Consider the following 15505-nt stretch of genomic DNA (forward strand, 5'->3'; position numbering starts at 1 on the left):
AGGAAAACTCATGTCGCTTACGACTTCCTCCGCGCCCACAGCGAAAACGCCTGCTCGCCGCGCGGACGTCCCGCCGGTGAGAACGTCGATATCGTCTGTGGACTTCACGCTGGACGACCGGTACGTCCGCGAAGATGGCTCGATCTACCTCACCGGTATTCAAGCACTCGTGCGCATCCTGCGGGACCGAGCGGTCCTCGACCGACGCCGCGGACAGAACATCTCCACTTTTGTTTCTGGTTATGAGGGCTCGCCCCTGGCCGGATACGACCTTGAAATCGTCCGCCGCCGCAGGCTGCTCGACGGCTACGACATCGTCCATCGTCCCGGCGTCAACGAAGAGCTCGCTGCGACGTCGATTCTCGGCACGCAGATGGTCCCCCAGGTTGGCCGGATGCGCGGAGACGGGGTCACGGGCTACTGGTATGGGAAATCTCCTGGACTAGACCGGGCCTCTGATGCCATCCGCCACGCCAATCTTGTCGGTACCGATCCCAACGGTGGTGCCGTCGCCCTGGTGGGTGATGATCCGGGCGGCAAGTCCTCCAGTTTGGCCTGTTCTTCCGAAGTGGCGATGGCGGACCTTCTGATTCCCACTCTGTACCCCGCCGACCCTCAAGAGGCTATCGACTACGGCATTCATGCACCGTATCTTTCCCGTTTCACCGGGCTGTGGTCAGGGATGAAGATCGTCACTGCTCTGGCGGACGGTGCCGGCAGCGCGACCGTTCATCCCGATCGGATCGTGCCCACATTCGGCGACCTGGGTGCGAGTACCTTCCGGCCGGACGCGAACCTTACCGGGCCGAACCTGATCAAACTCGAGCGCAGTCAGCTGCATGACCGTCTGCCCCGCGCCCTGGCGTACGCCCGGCTCAACAACCTCAATGACATCGTGCAACGAGGGCCTGACGACCGAGTGGGTATCGTCGCGGCCGGGAAAACCTACCTCGACCTTCGTGAAGCCCTCACCGTGCTCGGTCTGGACGAGTCGGACCTACGGCGTTACGGCATCCGCATCCTCAAGCTCGGTATGATCTTCCCGGTCGACCCGGAGATTGTTCGGTCCTTCGCCGACGGTCTCGACGAGATCATCGTCGTGGAGGAAAAGCGAGCATTCATCGAATCGGCCATCCGCGAGATTCTCTACGGTCTGCCCGGCGCGCCACGGGTCCTGGGCAAGACCGATCCGAACGGACGGAAACTCGTCAACGATTTCGGCGAGCTCGACGCCGACCTCATCACCGGTGCCCTCGCCCGACGACTGGGCGACGAGCTCCAGATCGAGCCGGTCATCCAGTGGCGTGAGCGACCGAAGCGTTCCCGAATCTCGCTGCCGATCATCACCCGAACCCCCTACTTCTGCTCCGGATGCCCACACAACGCCTCCACCAAGGTCGCTCCCGACACCCTCATCGGCGGCGGCATCGGTTGCCACGCCATGGTGATGTTGATGGACGAAAAGCAGGTGGGTGAGGTCATCGGACTGACCCAGATGGGCGGCGAAGGCGCCCAGTGGGTTGGCATGGCCCCGTTCCTCGAGGAGAACCACTTCGTCCAGAACGTCGGCGACGGCACCTTCATGCATTCCGGAAGCCTGGCACTTCGAGCCGCCGTGGCCTCCGGCGAGAACATCACCTACAAGCTGCTGTACAACGCCACCGTCGCCATGACCGGCGGCCAGGACCCGGTCGGCGCCATGCCACTTGACCGGCTCGTTGGACTGCTGAAGTCCGAAGGCGCTAAGAAAATTGTCGTCACCACGGAAGACCGCAACCGGGTCAAGGCATTCAAGCTACCAAGAGACGTCGAGGTCCGAGACCGTGACGACCTCGTAAAGGTACAGCAGGAACTGGCCAGCGTTCCCGGCGTCAGCGTCCTCATCCACGACCAAGAATGTGCGGCCGAGAAACGGCGTAAGCGCAAGCGCGGAAAGGTTGAGACCCCGACTTCCAAGGTGATGATCAACGAGCGCATCTGCGAAGGGTGCGGTGACTGCGGCGAGAAATCCAACTGCCTGTCTGTGCAGCCGACGGAGACCGAGTTCGGTCGGAAAACCACGATCCACCAGTCGTCCTGCAACCTCGACTACTCCTGCCTCAAGGGCGACTGTCCTTCATTCGTGACGATCACCCCGGGCACCGCAGAAGAGCGCGATCCTGTGCCTGAGATCCCCGCCTCCGTCGTGGACGAACCGAATTCTGCTACGCGGGCGGATGACTTTGGTATGCGGATCATGGGCGTTGGCGGCACCGGCGTGGTGACCGTGTCGCAAATCCTCGGTACCGCCGCCGTCCTCGACGGCTGGTTTGTGCGCAGTCTCGACCAGACCGGACTTGCACAGAAGGGCGGAGCCGTCATCTCGGACCTCAAACTTACCTCCACGTACTCGGACCACTCCCCCAAGATCGGAGCCGGACGGTGTGACCTTTACTTGGCTTGCGATTCGCTAGTGGCAACCGACCCCAACAACCTCCGGGTTGCCGACTCCGGCAAAACAGTCGCGGTCGTCTCAACCACCGAAGTGCCGACCGGACAAATGGTCGTGGACACCTCAGTGACGTTCCCTGCACCGGGCACTATCCGTGACGCAATCGACGACTCCGCGTCCCGCTCCATCTATCTCGACCCGGCAGAGTTGTCTCTCCAGCTGTTCGGTGACGAGCAGTTCACAAACATGCTCCTCGTCGGAGCTTCCTACCAGACCGGATCGCTTCCGATCAGCGCCGAGTCGATCGAAAACGCCATCACCCTAAACGGCGCAGCGGTCGAGACGAACCTGCAAGCATTCCGCCGCGGCCGCCAGGTCGTCGCCGATCCCGAGGCACTGACCAGGACCATCAACGCGACCCGCAAGGCCAACAGCGAGCCCACCCGCCCGACCGCCGACGTCCAAGAAATCGCGCGCATCGTCCAGGCCAATACAGGCTCAGAGCTGGGTAAGATCGTCGAGCGGCGTATTGCCGAGCTGATTGATTACCAGAACACCGACTACGCCAGGCTTTTCGCCGCGTTCATCGAACGAGTCCGCACCGCGGAGGAGTCCACCACCGGTCATGCAGGAGTGCTGACCGAGACAGTGGTGCGCAACCTATACAAACTGATGGCCTACAAGGACGAATACGAAGTCGCACGCCTCATCTTAGATCCGTCATTCGACGCTGCCGCCACCGAAGCCTTCGGCAAGGACGCAAAGCGCTCCATCCGACTCCACCCCCCGATGCTGCGAGCACTCGGAATGAAAAACAAGATCTCGCTGGGCTCTTGGTCCTACCCGGCGTTCCGCACGCTCTATCGCATGCGGCGCGTGCGCGGCACCAAGCTCGACATCTTTGGCTACCACCACATTCGAAAGATGGAACGTCAGCTCATCACCGAGTACCGCGAAGTCGTCGAACGCCTGCTCGCCGGACTCACCCCCGACACCCTCACGGCGGCCGTGGAGATCGCCGACCTGCCCGACATGGTGCGCGGATACGAACAAATCAAGGCCAACAACGTCGTTCGCTACCACGAGACGATGGCGAACCTGCTCAGCAGATACCAGCGTCCGCACCATGTACGTGACGATCAGTGTGACGACTACGAGCACCCCGATACTGATCTGTAGCCACGCGGCGGGCACCGCGCGCACCACCATCGCGCCCGGTACAGCGCCTATCACAGCAGCGGGCACAATGATGGCGTAAGCGCCCACCTAGCGATACGTCATGCAGCCTACTCGGTGCGCTGAAGACCAGTCGTTTTCGATGCGCACACGAGGTTGCGGCCGACGGCGACGCACACTGCCGCCAGCCAGCTCAAGACCAAGATGAGCGCCGCCCTTTGCCATAAACCGGTCCGTGGGGCATCACTCTCCCAGGCTGTAGTGAACCTGTGAACCAGTACAACCGCGAGCACCGACGTGAGCGCGGAGTACGTACGTACAGCCCATCCGAAGTCGGCTGTGACCGCCGCAATAGCTGGCAACACTGGAAGTAACAGAAATACGACCGCTCCGGCCCGGTCGTGCCACAGGTGCCGACGGGTGAACGTCGTCGGCGTTGTGTCTGTAGTGCCCGGCGGATAGCCACGCATCGCGTCCATCGGAAAGATGCCAGACGCGATCAGCGCCAGGCCCAAAAGCGTGATCGACCCGCCGAGCAGAACCGACACGCCAAGTGCCCCAACGCCACCGGCTGCGATCATTGCGCCACTCACCGCGAAGTTCGTGGTCTGGACCCATCCTCGGTCACCAAGTGCTAGCGCGCTGACGGGATGGCGCAGCCAGCGGTAGCCAGTCCGTGTCCACCCGTCGACCAGGAACACCACGGCGAAGCCAACCGTGCCCACCGCACCGATTGCGGTGAGCACGGTTGCAGGAAAGGCGGGAATCACTCCCACCGGAAGAACACCGCCGCAACGAACCCGCCGACAAGTACCGCGGCCACCAGGCTGAGGATGTGCGCTGAATCAACCGGCGTACCAGCCCACGCGTCCGCGAGAGCGTGCATGGTCGCGCCGAAGGGCAGGTGCTCTCCCACCCTGGCTAGCTCCTCGGGCAGGGATTGCGCACCGAACAGCCCGCCGAGTGCCGCGACCGCGAAGAACGCGATCAGGCCGATGGCGACTGCAGTGTTGGGTGTTGGGGCGACAGCAGCGACGATCATCCCCACTCCATACATGGCCGCCAGTCCCAGCAGCGCCACGGCGACAGCCATCACAGGATTTAGCGGGAACTCCGCGCCGAAAACCAGAACAGCAACCGCGAAGGCAACGCCCACACCTAACACTGCCTGCAAAAGGCTCACCACTGCCTGAGCAACGAGCACCATCGCGGGCGAGGCGGGCGTGACCGCGAGACGACGCAAAATGCCGCTGCCGGTAGTAGGTGAGGAAGCTCGGCATGTAGATGATCCCAATCGACGCGATGACCATCGCGAAAACCAGCGGGAGAACATATATCTCCGGGCCTGTCAGCCCGGTGTCGCCAGCAGCTTCCGAGCCAGCAGCAGATGCGCTCATGATCAGGATGAGCAAGGGAAGCCCGATGGGTACCACTAGGCTGGCGGTGTCACGAACCACCATTTTGGCCTCGCACTTGATCAGTGTCACCCACGAACGAAGCCCTGGACGGTGCGCTTCGATGGCCGCGGTCATCAGTTCTCCTCCATGTCGTCTTGCAGGGCACGCCCGGTCAAACACACGAACGCTTCCTCGAGGTCCGCGGCCCTCGCTTGCGCGGTGATTTCAGACGGTGTCCCCTCGGCGATGACCCGGCCCGCGTCGAGGAGCACAACGGCGTCACACAAACGGTTAACCTCATCCATAGCGTGGCTGACAAGCACCAGCGTGACCCCCCCCCCCGTCACGCAGCTGTTCGATCGCTGTCCAGCTCCACGGCAGTTCCCGACTTCACAAGCTCTGCTCGGGATTCGGACTCCAGGACACTCATGAGTCTGACACCTCCGCTACCCCCCGCTCGCGCAGGAGTTCATTCAGAATCGTCAGATCGTAGATCCCATTGAGGTCAACGGGTTCGAGGAGTCCCGCAGCAACCGCATCGTCAGCGGACTCCTGCAGCGAAGAGGCAATCGGGTCGGGCGTGAATTCGAGGTTCTGCCACGCCGCAGCGATCAGCTCGGCGGAGAGGCGCGTGTGAATCGCGTTCTCGATTCCATCCAGGGTTGTTGCCTGCGCTTCCTCGGGGCTCGAATTGACGAAGTCGAGCGCGTCGAGGTGGGCAGACAGTATTGCGCGGATGATATCTGGGCTGGCGTCGAGGAACGCCGTGGATGCCAGGATATGTGTCGTGACGTACTGACCGTTCGGCCAAATGTCACGCTCGTCGACCAGAATCTGTCCGCCACCCTCATTAATAAGACGTGTTGCCCACGGCTCGGGAACCCACGCACCATCAAGATCGCCTTGCTGGAAGGCCTGGAGGACGTCAGCGTTCGCCATCGACCGAATTTCCACGTCGCCGCCGCCTCGCGTGTCGGTTTCGAACCCCTGTTCCGACAGCCACGCCCGCATCGCGACGTCCTGAGTGTTGCCGATGGGCTGCGGGGACGCCAGCGTCGCGCCCCGAAGGTCATCAGCACTGTCGATACCATCACGAACGACGAAGAAGGCTCCCCCTGATGTGGAGCCCGAGATCAGGCGTACCGCTTCACCATTGGAGCGCTGAAATGCGTTGATGGCCGGATTTGGTCCGATGTAGGTGAGATCAATCGCACCTGCTAGCAGGGCCTGAGCAGCCTCGCCGCCGGCGTTGAAGTAGTGGACTTCCAGTTCCACATCATCCCCGAGCGCCTCTTGCAGCAGCCCTTGTTCCACCCCCACCAACGCTGGGGCGTGCGTGACGTTCGGGAACATACCGACGCGGACGATTGAGGGGCCAGCCTCATCGTTTTGACCCGCACCGGCACAGCCGGAGACGGCAAGCCCAAGACCGAGGACTACAGCGACCAACCGTGCGGTGACCGACCAGCGGCCACCTTTCCGACTCATTTTCATGAGTGGGAAGCATATGCACGTGGGAAAGCTTTCCACAAACTATGCGGAAAGCTTTCCCACTGATTGGATGCGCGGGATATCGATCAAGCTGACGATAACCCTGTCTTTATCCGCGTGCCCGTGGTTTTGTTCTCCTCACCATCCACCACCCATCGTTTTCGGAAGGAAAGAACATGACGACTGATACCGTTCACCTGTCACACTCCGCCCCCGACCACGGCCAGGCGCTAACCGTCCAGCGCCTGGGCGAGCACATCGGGGCCGTGATCCACGGGGTGCGACTAGGTGGCGACCTCTCCCCCGATCAAGCTGACGCCATTCGGCGGGCGCTGCTCGCACACAAGGTAATCTTCTTCCGCGGTCAGCATCATCTCGACGAGTCCGGCCAATACGATTTCGCCCAACTGCTGGGCACACCGACTACAGCCCATCCGACAGTCACATCGTTCGGCGAACGAGTATTACCGATCGATTCCGAGAATGGCCGCGCAAACTCCTGGCACACTGACGTAACGTTCGTCGACCGGATCCCAAAAGCATCGATTCTCCGACCTGAAGTCCTCCCGTCCTACGGTGGTTCGACGACGTGGGCGTCAACCGTCGCAGCGTACGAAGGCTTGCCTGCTCCGCTGCGCGCGCTAGTCGACACATTGTGGGCACGACATACCAATCTCTACGACTATGCGGCGACAAAAACCGACGACGCGGCCGGACCCAACTCAGCCGAATACCGCAAGGAGTTTCAGTCGACGTCCTACGAAACCGAGCATCCCGTAGTCCGTGTGCATCCGGAAACCGGTGAACGCGCACTACTGCTTGGACATTTCGTCAGGGAATTCGTCGGCTTCGGCAGCACGGAATCACACACGCTCTTCCAGCTGCTCCAAGCTCGCGTCACGAAACTGGAGTACACGGCTCGCTGGAACTGGCAGCCCGGTGACGTCGCAATCTGGGATAACCGTGCAACCCAGCACTATGCTGTCGCTGACTACGGCAACCAGCGCCGCCGACTGACTCGCATCACCCTTGCAGGGGACGTTCCGGTGAGCGTTAACGGTGAACGTAGCAGACTGATCGCTGGTGACGCTTCGCACTTCTCAGATCTCGATCAGCCACAGCCTCTAGCTAGCTGAATCTCGCGATGATCCCAGGAAACACGCCCCCGCACAGCAGATTCCGTGTGGGGGCGTGTTTCGCGTGCACAGGTGGCTTACACGCGGGCCGGAGCGAGGGGTGATGCAGTAAAGCCACTGCTGAGATTGAACCGCGAAAGTACGTCTTCAGCGGCTTCCCCAGCAATACCGGAAATGAACGCCAGTACATCCTCCCGAGAGCTGAGACCAAGCAGCTTCTCAGGCTCCGACAAGAAGCCAAATAGCGCTGCCGCGACAGCCTCACTCACGGCTGCGGCGGGGAAGAGCAATTCCGCATGAGTCGCGTACTTTGGATCGCCGAGGAAGAGCCTGGTGACTTCAGCCGCAGCATTGCCTCGCGCCTCCCAGTGCCTGTCGAATTGCTCCCGCAGCCAGTCGGTATCGAACTCGCCCTTCTGTGATTCTGCGGCCGCAACCAACGCAGCAACCTGCACAATGGCGTTCTGAGCGCCCTGCCCAGCGAGTGGATCGAACGTGATGGCAGCGTCGCCAATAGCTGCTACTGGGTGGCCACTCTTCGTGATACCTACAGCTGTCCGGACCGTGGGAGTCACAGCTCCGCGCAGCCACGAATACGGGTCTGCATCGATCGATTCGAGTTTTTCTATCTCAGGAGCCTCGTTGGGGAAGAACTCGCGGTAGAAATCGACGACGACGTTGCGTGCGCTGCGGGCGTCGGTAGCTTTAGCGAAACGCTCCTCCCAAGGGGAGCCCGGCTTGGCGAACCCCAGGAAACTCCAGGACGGTCCGGCATCCTTGTGCAGGAAGGGCCCAAGCCAAGCCTCACCGAAGTCGGTGTGCAGGTTGAACAGGTTGTGAAGGCGGCCGTTCTGCGTTCGATACGCGAAATCGGGCCTGTCGCTTTTTGCATGCAGCGTCACCAGCAGGAGGGAACGCTGCGGCGTTCGGTAGACGGTACGCTCCTCGTCCACGGGGAACAGCGACACGAGACCGCCCTTCCCCGTCGCCACAAGTGTCAGGTCGTGCTTGGCGGCAATCGCATCCACGTCGTCTACCGTCACTTTGCGAACTTCGAAGACTCCACCGCGGTCGACGAAGCGGTCAATCCGGTCGGCAGCTCGCAGCCGGACGTCCACAGCCTGTGCGAAGTAGCCGAATTCGGGGTCGAACTCGAGAATTTCGCCGCGATCGTCACCGTAACCCGTGTGCAGGCGAGTGCTGAGCCCGGTCGTCAGCGATTCTTCGCCATAGAGGTCTTCGATGATGCGCGCATCGGCTTCCCGGGACTTTCCGAAATACACGGCACTGCCGGTTGGAGGCACATCGTCGCGAAGGGCCGCTCGATCCTTGTCGCTGTACAGGGTCACACCGAACCCAGCATCCAGGAACCCAAGTGCCGCGGAGGATCCCGCAAGGCCTGCGCCGATCACTGCTGCGGAACGTCGTTGCTGTTCAGTCACCTTTACTCCCAATTCTCGTTGTCAACTGGCATAGGCGCGATAGCGCGCTGTGATGGTGGAGAGGTCTCCGCCTAAGCGGTATCGGGCTCCACGATGGTCGTCTGGGAGCCTCGCTCCATTGCCGAAAAGCTTTTCCCGCAAAGATCCTTGCGAGTACGTGGCCGGATACGCGCCGCGTTCCTGCAACACGGGCACTACATGGGTAATGACGTCTTCAAAGGAGCCCGGGGTTATCGCGTAGGCGAGGTTGAAGCCGTCGACGTCGGTCTCTGTTACCCAATTCTGAATGTGGTCCGCCACGGTGTTGCCTGACCCAACGAATCGTGGCCCGAGCCCACCGATGCTGGCCCACTCAGCAATGTCACGCACCAGCCATTCGCGACCGTCATCTCCCGACTCCTGGAACGCGGCGACAGCCGAGCGAATCGCATTGCTCTCGACATTTCCGATTGGCTCATCGAGGTCGTAGCGCGAAAGGTCGATACCCATCCACCCAGATGTAAAGACAAGTCCGCCTTCGAGACTTGCGTACCGCTTGAATTCCTCATGCTTGGCTGCGGCCGCCGCATCTGATCTGTCCGTGATGATGGTCGCGAGCGCGTAAATCCGTGCAGAGTATGGTGCGCGGCCCGCCGCCACAAGGCCGCTGCGAATCCGGCGCACCGTCTCCTTCAGCACCCGTTTCGACGGTGCCGCCACGAAAATTGCCTCTGCGTGTTCTGAGGCAAAACGAACCCCCCGTGGTGAGGCACCGGCCTGGTAGATGACCGGTGTGCGCTGTGGGGATGGTTCGGACAGGTGAATGCCCGGAACAGAAAAGTGCTTACCCCGGTGCCCAACGTGGTGCACCTTGTCCGCGTCGACGTATACGCCGCGCTCACGGTCTCGTACGACCGCGTCATCTTCCCATGACCCCTCCCAGAGTTTGTACAACACTTCCAGGTATTCGTCGGCATGGTCGTAGCGGTCATCGTGGTCAAGCTGATCCGCAGCGCCGAAGTTCCGCGCCGCAGACGGCAGGTATCCCGTGACGACATTCCATCCGATACGCCCTTTGGTGAGGTGATCAAGAGTTGATAGTCGGCGTGCAAAGGGGTAGGGATGCTCGAATCCTGTGCCTGTGGTGATACCGAAGCCCAGGTGCTGCGTTACAGCAGCCATAGCGGAGACGAGCAGAAGAGGATCAGCCACCGGTATTTGAGCACCCTCCCGCAACGCGGCCTCGTCGGTGCCGCCGTACACGTCATAGGTGCCCAAAACGTCCGCGATGAACAGCCCGTCAAACACACCCCGCTCCAATAGCTTGGCTAGTCCAGTCCAGTATTCAATCTCGGTGTATCGCTGAGACTGGTCCGCTGGGTGCCGCCACAGGCCGGGTGACTGGTGAGCGACGCAGTTCATGTCGAACGCGTTGAAACGAACCTGCCTGGTCATGCTGACTGCTTCGAGAAGCGACCGGCGCTCCAGGCGTATGGCAGCGCATCGCCATTCAGCAGGTACGCACCCAGCGCTTGTTCCTTGAAAATAAGTGGGTTATGCGCCGAGATCGTTCGCGCGTTGCGCCAGTGGCGATCCAGAGCGGGACCCGACGATGTGATCGAGGCGCCGCCCACCTCGAACAGCCGCGATGTCGCGTCGAGGACGAGGCCGATAACCACCGACTGGGCCTGCGCGGCCGCTGCTTCGGCCTGGTCCAGCAACTGGGGGTCGTCACCGCCAGCCTCGAGCAAGACATCGAGGTCATCTGCGACAGCGAGCACCGCGGCACGAGCCCCAAAAGTCGCTGCCGCGAGCTTGCCGATGACCTGCTGAACCAGCGGATCATGGCGCGGCACATCAGCTGCCGCATGGGTGAACGTCCGGGTTCGCTGACGCACCCACTCCACAGTCTCCGCTTCCGCGCGCTGTGCGATTCCCGCGAGAACAGCTAGTTGAACCAGCTGGAGGTAAGCGGTGACGTAGGTGCGGCCGGGTGTCCCATAGCCCGGGCCGAGTATCCGGTCTTCCGGCACGACAACATCGGTGAACGTGGTAGTTCCGCTCACTGTGAGTTGCTGACCGAAACCGTCCCAGTTATCGGTCTGCTCAACACCCGACTGCTGGGCATCCACTAAGACCGATACACGCTCGCCCTCCTGGTCCGCTGCGGCCAGGATGTAGTCCGAATACAGACTTCCCGTGCTGTAGTACTTGGTGCCGTTGAGTATCCATCTGTCGCCGTCTCGCGTGAGCGCCGTCTGATACCTGTCCGCCGCCCCGATTCCTGGCTCAGTGATCGCGTTGCCCACTAGCGCGCCAGCTGCGACGGCATCGAGCCAGACCTGCGCCTGGACGTCACCCGAAAGGCGCTGATCCTCGACGAACGACCAATGCACTCGCAACGCCTGCGGCAGATTCGATTCCGCCGCAGCCAAATCAATAAGTAGTGAGAACAATTGTCTGACGGTCGCGCCAAAGCCGCCCAACTCCACGGGCACCCGCAGTGCGCCGAAGCGTGCACTGCGCAACAGTTCGACCTCGTCGAACAGCAGCCGCCGATCCCTTTCGCGCTGGATTGCTCCCTCCGCTATCTGGTCGAATATCGGCTGAAAATGGTTCTTCAGTTCCTGCTCGGTGGGCTGCGCGGCTGCGCGAATCGTTGTACTCCCCACTATCACTCCTCAGGTAGGCGATGCGATCGGCACAACGATGGCGGAGGTGGAGTCAAAAGGCACGACTTCTACTCGGCTAGAGCAAAACCTAAGAGACCTTGACCCGGCTATGGGCTGTTCAGCTTCACCAAGAGACAAAAATCAGGATGATCGAAACCTCATATGTCGCTACTCAAGTGGCGCAATTCGCCCGAAAGCGACGCTGCGCAGCGAGATTCACCTGCCAGTAGTGGCGCAATGACTGGTTAGGCATGTCAGTCCGCCGCGCACCGCGCGGGACACTGCGCAAAACCTGCATACGATTCGGGCGTCCGAAATTCGCGCGATGGGAAGCAGGTCCCCATGGCATCTGTGTCAAGCACCAGTCGGGAAAGAATAGCGACCTGCATACGCAAGCTCGTTCATCCCCGCATATGTTTCGTCGAGCACTCGCTCCATCCAGCGCCGGTCGGCGAGATAGCCCCCAGCGCTTCGCTACTCGCCATGGCCGTCTCTCGGGCCTCGCGTTGCGGCGAGACGTACCAGACACCGGTCCCCGCAGCCGCCGTGGCGCCGCTTACCCCGCAAATCCCTTGTCAGCCAGTACGACGCGTGCTCCGGATTCCGCCGCTTTTAGCGCTGCCCAAGTGCCCGCTGGGCGACCCCCGACAACGAACACATCCGTCATCCGTCACGATCTTCGCTGCTGGTGTACTACCCGCATTTCTCATGGTTTTTCCTGGTGTGAGGAGACAAGATCTGAATGATCTGAAACTGGGGACAATCCTCAGTGAGCGGCGGAGTTGGCAGATAGCGAGCGAAGATCGCCGCTCCCACTGCGCTGAGTGCTGACATTGAGGCCACAGCCGCCGCCAGCGATACGAGTACTGCCACTCCGCTCACTGTGAGAGGCCCGGCGAAGAAGCCCACGTCGTGCATCAACCGCCACACAGCGAGAAACTCGGCGCGCGTGTCCGGCGGGGCGGTGTCAGCACCTATCGTCATGGTCACGCCATTCCCGAGACCGTTACCGGCGCCGAGCACTAGCGCTGCCACAATAAGGCTCAACGCTGAATCCGAGATCGGCAGCAGCACGTAACCTGCGCCGAGCACGATAAGCGAGGGAACTGCGATGAAGCGACGCGAAAATCGGTCCATCAGGTAGCCGGCGGGATAGGAGAACGTCACGTCGATCGCTGCCGCCGCGGCGAATATCAGGTTCGCTTGCGCGGCGCTGAGTCCAATGTGGTCTGCCCACAAGGGGATCACCACTGGAATCGATGCCCGCGCCGCACCCATCACGACTGCACCCGCGCCGAGCGTGGCGAGCATGCGTCGATGTGTCTACGCAAGGCGGAGAACGTGGGGCGTCTGTGCGTGCATGCGTTGCCCGTTCCGGGGAGGGTCGGGCAACCTCGCCATGAGCCAGCCGGCCAGCACAGTTGCCGCCAACTGAACCACAAAACCGCCTCGGACGTTGCTCACGTGGATCGCGGCGGCACTGATCAGGGGGCCAAGAAACATCCCCAGCCGCATCATGAGGGCAAAGCTCGCCATCGCCCGCGCCCGGTAAGCGAACGGCAGCACGAGATGACGAAAAATCATTGCGCCGCTTGCCATTCCTGCCCATCGGATCCACCATCGACAGGTTCAAGCCGGTAATGGTCGCGAAGCGTGAGCCCTTCGTACTCTTCGCGGAATATTCCACGTTTCTGCAGCAGCGGCACCACCTCGGTGACGAAGTCTTCCAAGCCTCCCGGCAAATACGGCGGCATGATATTAAATCCATCCGCTGCGCCTGCCTCAAACCACAACTGCAGCTCGTCGGCAAGCTGCTCAGGGGTACCCGCAAATGTCCGATGCCCGCGCCCCCCGCCGAGTCGGCCGATTAGCTCCCGAACAGTGAGGCTGTCCTTTTCAGCCAGGTCTTTTACCAGTTGGTACCGGCTCTTGTTCCCCTCGATCGCGTGGATCGGCGGCAACGGCGGAAGCGGTGCATCCAGCGCGTGCTCAGTCAGGTCGATGCCAAGCATGGTGGAAAGCTGGCGCAGGGCGTAATCCGGTGAAATGAGCTCGGTGAACTCTGACTCCAGCGCACGCGCTTCTGCCTCGGTTCCACCTATGAACGGCACGACTCCCGGCAATACCTTGAGCCCCTCGGCGCGCCGACCGTACCTCGGCAGTCGGCGCTTGAGATCTGTATAGAAGTCAATCCCATCTTCCAGTGACTGCTGCGCAGTAAAAACCGCTTCGGCAAATCGCGCGGCAAATTCTTTACCAGCTTCGGAAGACCCCGCTTGCACTAGAAGAGGTCGGCCTTGTGGGCTGCGCGGCGAGTTGAGAGGTCCTCGTACACGGAAGTGCGCGCCTTCATGGTGAATTGCGTGCACTTTCTTCGGGTCAGCGAAAACACCCAGGTCTTCGTCGAGCAAAACGGATCCAGATTCCCAGCTCTGCCAGAGTTTCACTGCGACGTCAACGAATTCGCTTGCCCTCGCATATCGCTTTTCGTGCTCCGGCCTCACATCAAGGCCATAGTTCGCTGCTTCATCGACACCCGCGGAAGTAACAATGTTCCATCCTGCGCGTCCCCCGCTGATGTGGTCCAGGGACGCGAACTTCCGGGCCAGTGTGTACGGATCGTTGTAGGTGGTCGATGCTGTGGCAATAAGCCCGATACGCTCAGTTACCGCTGCTATGGCACTTAGGAGCGTGATCGGTTCGAAAACCGCGAGGGTATTTCGCGCTATACGCGGTCCCACGGCAAGCCCGTCGGCAAAGAACACCGAGTCGAGCCGACCTCGTTCAGCGATCTGCCCGAGCGCCTGAAAGTGCCTCACATCGAGAACACTTTGTGCCCTGGTTCGCGGGTGCCGCCAGGCCGCTTCGTGATGCCCAACCCCCATCAAGAATGCGTTGAGGTGCAACTGCTTGTGCTGTTGTTCGTCTGCCATTGTGCTAGAAGTCCTTGACTAGGTGGTGCGCCAGCGGGAGAAGCGCCGTTCAAGCGCGACGAGAATCGCGTTCAGGGCCACACCGACAATGGCGATGACCACGATCCCGGCGTACATGTTGGGAATCTGGAAGTTGAGTTGAGAAGCGGTGATGAGGTAGCCGAGTCCAGCTCGCGCACCGACCATTTCGGCGGCGACGAGTACCAGAATCGATGCCGCGCCGGAAAGGCGGATACCCGTGAAGATTGTCGGGACTGCGGCAGGGAGGACAACCTTCCGGAACAGCTGGAACTGCGAAAAACCAAGAGAGGTCGCCGACTTGATGAGCAGCGGATCAACGGTGCGCACACCGGAAATAGTGTTCAACAGAATCGGAAAGGTGCAGGCGTAGATGACGAGTGCGACCTTGGAGGCCTCTCCGATTCCCAGCAGCAGCACGAATACGGGCAAGAGCGCTAGCGCCGCGGTGTTCCGAAAAAGTTCCAGTATTGGATTCAGTGCATTGGATACCGGCTTATACCAGGCAACCGCCACGCCGAGCGGTATCGCCACTGCGATAGCGATCGCGAATCCGAAGAGTGCGCGGGATAGACTCGCGGAAAGGTGCTGAGAAAGCTCCCCAGACGCGATGAGGTTCTTAAGCGCAGTGACAACATCGGAGAACGGCACCAGAAACACTGGATCGACAAGCCCGGTCCGCGGAGCGAACTCCCATACTGCGAGGAATCCCAGAATGACCGCCGATCTTGCCACGAGTGCGCGCGTCAGATTTGACGTCTTCAGTGCCAGATCTTTGGCCTTCCTCCTTCCCTGGGGTTGCCGTTCGGCCACGACGTGAGCGGTTGTGC

At 61.3% G+C, this 15505-nt stretch carries 13 protein-coding genes and 1 pseudogene; 2 read left to right on the top strand and 12 right to left on the bottom strand.

The window, feature by feature from the left end; translation table 11 throughout:
- The first annotated feature begins 10 nt into the window (after positions 1 to 10).
- On the top strand, positions 11 to 3610 hold the full coding sequence (locus AS9A_RS18595) for an indolepyruvate ferredoxin oxidoreductase family protein (RefSeq protein WP_013808669.1): 3600 nt from the start codon (positions 11 to 13) through the stop codon (positions 3608 to 3610).
- Positions 3611 to 3717: 107 nt separating this feature from the next.
- Here AS9A_RS18595 and AS9A_RS18600 read toward each other — a convergent pair whose 3' ends face one another.
- From AS9A_RS18600 to AS9A_RS18615, 4 genes are all read right to left on the bottom strand, one after another.
- Positions 3718 to 4383: a DUF998 domain-containing protein gene (locus tag AS9A_RS18600; RefSeq protein ID WP_013808670.1), complete on the bottom strand. Its 666-nt coding sequence runs from the start codon at positions 4381 to 4383 to the stop codon at positions 3718 to 3720.
- Positions 4374 to 4901: an ABC transporter permease gene (locus AS9A_RS18605; RefSeq protein WP_237707840.1), complete on the bottom strand. Its 528-nt coding sequence runs from the start codon at positions 4899 to 4901 to the stop codon at positions 4374 to 4376. Before AS9A_RS18605 ends, AS9A_RS18600 begins: the two co-directional genes overlap by 10 nt.
- Positions 4902 to 5138: 237 nt before the next feature.
- The gene (locus tag AS9A_RS18610; protein ID WP_013808672.1) at positions 5139 to 5327 is read right to left on the bottom strand and encodes an ATP-binding cassette domain-containing protein; all 189 of its coding nucleotides are present in this window, start codon (positions 5325 to 5327) and stop codon (positions 5139 to 5141) included.
- Between the two features lie 103 nt (positions 5328 to 5430).
- Entirely contained in the window at positions 5431 to 6498 is a 1068-nt protein-coding gene (locus tag AS9A_RS18615) for an ABC transporter substrate-binding protein (RefSeq protein WP_013808673.1), read from the bottom strand.
- A gap of 173 nt (positions 6499 to 6671) precedes the next feature.
- Here AS9A_RS18615 and AS9A_RS18620 point away from each other — a divergent pair, with 173 nt between their 5' ends.
- Entirely contained in the window at positions 6672 to 7631 is a 960-nt protein-coding gene (locus AS9A_RS18620) for a TauD/TfdA dioxygenase family protein (protein ID WP_013808675.1), read from the top strand.
- Positions 7632 to 7708: 77 nt separating this feature from the next.
- Here the strand turns inward: AS9A_RS18620 and AS9A_RS18625 are convergent, their stop codons facing one another.
- From AS9A_RS18625 to AS9A_RS18650, 8 genes and pseudogenes are all read right to left on the bottom strand, one after another.
- Positions 7709 to 9073: a styrene monooxygenase/indole monooxygenase family protein gene (locus tag AS9A_RS18625; protein ID WP_013808676.1), complete on the bottom strand. Its 1365-nt coding sequence runs from the start codon at positions 9071 to 9073 to the stop codon at positions 7709 to 7711.
- A gap of 21 nt (positions 9074 to 9094) precedes the next feature.
- Positions 9095 to 10507, bottom strand: coding sequence for an LLM class flavin-dependent oxidoreductase (locus AS9A_RS18630; protein WP_013808677.1), 1413 nt, complete (start codon positions 10505 to 10507; stop codon positions 9095 to 9097).
- On the bottom strand, positions 10504 to 11724 hold the full coding sequence (locus tag AS9A_RS18635; protein WP_013808678.1) for an acyl-CoA dehydrogenase family protein: 1221 nt from the start codon (positions 11722 to 11724) through the stop codon (positions 10504 to 10506). The genes AS9A_RS18630 and AS9A_RS18635 overlap by 4 nt, the downstream gene beginning before the upstream one ends.
- Positions 11725 to 12090: 366 nt before the next feature.
- Positions 12091 to 12391, bottom strand: a pseudogene (locus AS9A_RS23925) (FAD-binding protein); the annotation flags it as partial.
- A gap of 26 nt (positions 12392 to 12417) precedes the next feature.
- Positions 12418 to 13035, bottom strand: a complete 618-nt coding sequence (locus AS9A_RS22890; RefSeq protein ID WP_049793786.1) for an MFS transporter — start codon at positions 13033 to 13035, stop codon at positions 12418 to 12420.
- A gap of 12 nt (positions 13036 to 13047) precedes the next feature.
- Positions 13048 to 13308 (bottom strand): hypothetical protein, encoded by a 261-nt coding sequence (locus AS9A_RS22895; protein ID WP_049793787.1) that lies wholly within the window; start codon positions 13306 to 13308, stop codon positions 13048 to 13050.
- Positions 13305 to 14657: an LLM class flavin-dependent oxidoreductase gene (locus AS9A_RS18645; RefSeq protein WP_013808680.1), complete on the bottom strand. Its 1353-nt coding sequence runs from the start codon at positions 14655 to 14657 to the stop codon at positions 13305 to 13307. The genes AS9A_RS22895 and AS9A_RS18645 overlap by 4 nt, the downstream gene beginning before the upstream one ends.
- Positions 14658 to 14675: 18 nt before the next feature.
- The gene (locus tag AS9A_RS18650) at positions 14676 to 15440 is read right to left on the bottom strand and encodes an ABC transporter permease (protein WP_237707974.1); all 765 of its coding nucleotides are present in this window, start codon (positions 15438 to 15440) and stop codon (positions 14676 to 14678) included.
- Between the last annotated feature and the right edge of the window lie 65 nt (positions 15441 to 15505).

It is taken from the genome of Hoyosella subflava DQS3-9A1, assembly GCF_000214175.1.
GTDB lineage: Bacteria > Actinomycetota > Actinomycetes > Mycobacteriales > Mycobacteriaceae > Hoyosella > Hoyosella subflava.

Coding starts and splice junctions, on each gene's coding strand:
- AS9A_RS18595 (WP_013808669.1), top strand. CDS start 11: ATGTCGCTTACGACTTCCTCCGCGCCCACAGCGAAAACGCCTGCTCGC.
- AS9A_RS18615 (WP_013808673.1), bottom strand. CDS start 6,498: ATGAAAATGAGTCGGAAAGGTGGCCGCTGGTCGGTCACCGCACGGTTG.
- AS9A_RS18620 (WP_013808675.1), top strand. CDS start 6,672: ATGACGACTGATACCGTTCACCTGTCACACTCCGCCCCCGACCACGGC.
- AS9A_RS18630 (WP_013808677.1), bottom strand. CDS start 10,507: ATGACCAGGCAGGTTCGTTTCAACGCGTTCGACATGAACTGCGTCGCT.
- AS9A_RS22890 (WP_049793786.1), bottom strand. CDS start 13,035: ATGCTCGCCACGCTCGGCGCGGGTGCAGTCGTGATGGGTGCGGCGCGG.
- AS9A_RS22895 (WP_049793787.1), bottom strand. CDS start 13,308: ATGATTTTTCGTCATCTCGTGCTGCCGTTCGCTTACCGGGCGCGGGCG.
- AS9A_RS18645 (WP_013808680.1), bottom strand. CDS start 14,657: ATGGCAGACGAACAACAGCACAAGCAGTTGCACCTCAACGCATTCTTG.